The following is a 3,154-nucleotide window of genomic DNA, read 5'->3' on the forward strand; positions in this document are numbered from 1 at the left end:
GACAAGCGCCGGCCCGGCCAATCGAAATTCACCACCCAGCGGCAAGAGCCCGATGTCGTGCGCATATTGTCGGGCGTGTTTGAAGGCCGCACCACCGGCACACCGATCAGCCTGATGATCGAAAATGTCGATCAACGCTCAAAAGACTATAGCGAGATCGCGGCCGCCTATCGGCCTGGTCATGCCGATTATGCCTATGATGCCAAATATGGCCACCGCGATCCGCGCGGCGGCGGGCGTTCGTCGGCGCGGGAAACCGCCAGCCGGGTGGCGGCCGGCGCGGTGGCACGGCTGGTGATACCCGGTGTGAGCATCACGGCCTATCTGGTTGAAATTGGAGGTGTTGCGATTGATCGCAGCCGCTTTGATTGGCAAGAAATTGCGCGCAATCCATTCTGGTGCCCCGACGCTGTCACGGCTGAACTATGGGCCGAGAATCTGGACGCTGCCCGCAAAGCCGGATCATCGCTGGGCGCCATCGTTGAATGTGTCGCCACGGGCGTGCCGGCCGGCTGGGGCAGCCCACTCTATCACAAGCTGGATGCACAGCTGGCCAGCGCCGCAATGAGCATCAACGCCGTCAAAGCCGTTGAAATCGGCGATGGCTTTGCTGCGGCGCGCCTGCGCGGCGAGGAAAACGCCGATGCCATGCGGCCCGGCGAGGATGGGCCAGAGTTTCTGTCCAACCACGCTGGCGGCATTGCCGGTGGTATCTCCACAGGCCAGCCCATCGTGGTTCGCATGGCGCTGAAACCCACCAGTTCGATCCTGACGCCGGTGGACACCATCACCAAGGCCGGTGAAGCCGCGCAAATCGTCACCAAGGGCCGCCACGATCCGTGCGTGGGCATCCGCGCCGCGCCGGTGCTGGAGGCGATGGTGGCGCTGGTGCTCGCCGATGCGATGCTGCTGCAGCGCGGGCAGGTCGGCAGCTAAAACAGTCGCCCGCTAAAACAGTCGGCCGCCGTTTGGCACAGCTTGGCTTGGATGCAACAGGACCACTTCGCCGTCTGCATCGGGGACACCCAGGGTGAGCACTTCCGACATGAATTTGCCGATCTGCCGCGGCGGGAAATTCACCACGGCAATCACCTGCTGGCCAACCAGAGCATCAAGGCCATAATGCCGGGTGATCTGCGCGCTTGATTTGCGCTGGCCGATGGTGGCGCCGAAATCGATCAACAATTTAAAGGAGGGCTTGCGGGCTTCCGGGAAGGGCAGGGCCTCAACAATCGTCCCTACCCGCACATCGGCCTTCAGCCAATCGTCGAAGGCCATGGTCGGTGCTGGCGGTGCATCGGCAGCGTGCAACACATGGCTCATTCAACTGCTTCCCATGCGCTGTTCAGTCGTCTTGCCCGGGCTGATCCCGTCAAAGGCAACGATGCGCGGCACGATATCCCCAACGTCGTCCAATGCCCGCCAGTTCACCGAAATGTCGTTCGGGTGTGATAGCGGCACATAAAAGCTCTTGATGCCGCAGCGCGCGCAGAACAGGTGGCGCGCGGTCCCGGTGCCCCAGCGATAATCGGTCAACACGTCGGCGCCATTCAGCAGCGTGAAATCGGCGGGGCCGGCGATCAGGTGCAGATAACCGGTTTTGGCGCAAATCGAACAATTGCAATCCAGGAGTTCGGGCGGGTCAACAAACCGCACCGAAAAACGCACCGCGCCGCAGTGGCAGCCGCCGCCAGCCTCCCGCATCAGTTGGGTAATTTCACATCGGCCAGCTTGGGATCGCGGCTGCCGACAGGTGCGGCCAGCACTTCGGCCAGAAATACACCCTTGTTCACGGCGCTGGTGCGCGGATCGCCGGCCTGGCTGCGGATGGCGGGATCATTGGCATTGGCATTGGCGCGGTCGAGCAGATTTTGCTCGGCCTGGCTGCGCGGCGGCGGCTTCACACCGGGGCCGAACAAAGCTTCCATCGCGGCGGCCTGCGCATCAATACCCAGGGCGCGCGGCGCGCCGGGGCGCGGCGGCGCCAGCGAGAAATCGGGCGGCACCACCAGCGGCGCGGAACGGGCGATGGCCAATTCATCGGGGCCGCGGCCCGAAAGCCGGTTGCCGCCGCCGCCGCAGGCCGTGAGCGTGATGGCGGCCAGGCCCAGGATCAATATGTTACGCATCATTGGCTTTCCCATCCGTGGCAGGTTTTGCACTGTCCGACGGCGCAAACACGGCGCGCGCCAGCAGCAGTATCACCCCCAGTGTAATCGCGGCATCGGCAAGATTGAAGACATAGAAACTATATTGCTGCCAGAAGAAATGCAGGAAATCGACAACATAGCCAAAGCGCACCCGATCGATGATGTTGCCGATGGCGCCGCCCAGCACCAGGCCAAGCGCTGCAATATCAACAACATGCTTTTCACGCCGCAGCCAGAACGCCACCGCCAGCGCAATGCCGGCCGTGACAAATGTCAGCAGCCAGCGCGCCAGATCCGAACCGGCCGGCAACAAGCCCATCGACACGCCGGCATTGCCCACAAATGTCAGCCGGAAAAACGCCAACACATCCATGCCGCCGCTATCGGGCAGGCGGATCACGTTCATCACCCAATATTTGCTGATCTGATCGAGGACCAGCACCACGCCGGCAAGCATGTAGCCGCGATTAGGCATTGATCACCTCGTCACAGCGCCCGCACAGGCCGGTTTCGGCCGCCACGTCGGGCAGGTGCCGCCAGCAGCGCGCGCATTTGGCGTCGTCAACCTTGCCCACGGTCAGGGCGTTGCTGGCGCCCTTGACCAGATCGACGCGGGCAACCAGCAGATATTCGGCCAGATCGAGCGCTTGGCAGGCCACGAAATGGTCTTCATCGGTGGTTTCGATGCACACATAGGCCTCCAGGAAGCTGCCGATGGCCTTGGCTCGGCGCAGTTCCTCCAGCTTGAGATAGGCATCTTCGCGCACCTGCCGCGCCAGCGTGATCTGGTGGCCGAGCGCATCATCCTGCCAATCGGCCGCAATCTCCGGCCACTCGAGCAGGTGCACCGATCCCGCATCCGGATAGCGCGTGCCCCACACTTCTTCGGCGGTGAACACCAGCACCGGCGCCAGCCAGCGGGTGAGGGCGTGGAAGCTTAGATCCAGCACCGTGCGCCAGGCGCGGCGGGTGAGGGCGGTGGGCGCGTCGCAATAGAGGCTGTC

6 protein-coding genes are annotated in these 3,154 nt (G+C 63.4%); 1 reads left to right on the forward strand and 5 read right to left on the reverse strand.

Features of this window, described 5'->3' with window-relative positions:
- On the forward strand, window positions 1-936 hold a 936-nt coding region (gene aroC / locus ABWP50_RS05665), incomplete at its 5' end, for a chorismate synthase (protein ID WP_353217015.1).
- Between the two features lie 12 nt (window positions 937-948).
- Here the strand turns inward: aroC and ABWP50_RS05670 are convergent.
- The 5 genes from ABWP50_RS05670 to ABWP50_RS05690 all read right to left on the reverse strand — a co-directional run.
- Entirely contained in the window at window positions 949-1,323 is a 375-nt protein-coding gene (locus tag ABWP50_RS05670) for a tRNA-binding protein (RefSeq protein WP_353217016.1), read from the reverse strand.
- On the reverse strand, window positions 1,324-1,704 hold the full coding sequence (locus tag ABWP50_RS05675) for a GFA family protein (RefSeq protein ID WP_502950987.1): 381 nt from the start codon (window positions 1,702-1,704) through the stop codon (window positions 1,324-1,326).
- The gene (locus tag ABWP50_RS05680) at window positions 1,704-2,132 is read right to left on the reverse strand and encodes a DUF3035 domain-containing protein (RefSeq protein ID WP_353217018.1); all 429 of its coding nucleotides are present in this window, start codon (window positions 2,130-2,132) and stop codon (window positions 1,704-1,706) included. Before ABWP50_RS05680 ends, ABWP50_RS05675 begins: the two co-directional genes overlap by 1 nt.
- Window positions 2,122-2,625 (reverse strand): signal peptidase II, encoded by a 504-nt coding sequence (gene lspA, locus ABWP50_RS05685; protein WP_353217019.1) that lies wholly within the window; start codon window positions 2,623-2,625, stop codon window positions 2,122-2,124. The genes ABWP50_RS05680 and lspA overlap by 11 nt, the downstream gene beginning before the upstream one ends.
- The coding region (locus tag ABWP50_RS05690; protein WP_353217020.1) for a class I tRNA ligase family protein at window positions 2,618-3,154 on the reverse strand (537 nt) is incomplete at its 5' end. The genes lspA and ABWP50_RS05690, both read right to left, overlap by 8 nt.

Origin of the sequence: Sandarakinorhabdus sp., assembly GCF_040398645.1 — a bacterium.
Lineage (GTDB): Bacteria > Pseudomonadota > Alphaproteobacteria > Sphingomonadales > Sphingomonadaceae > Sandarakinorhabdus.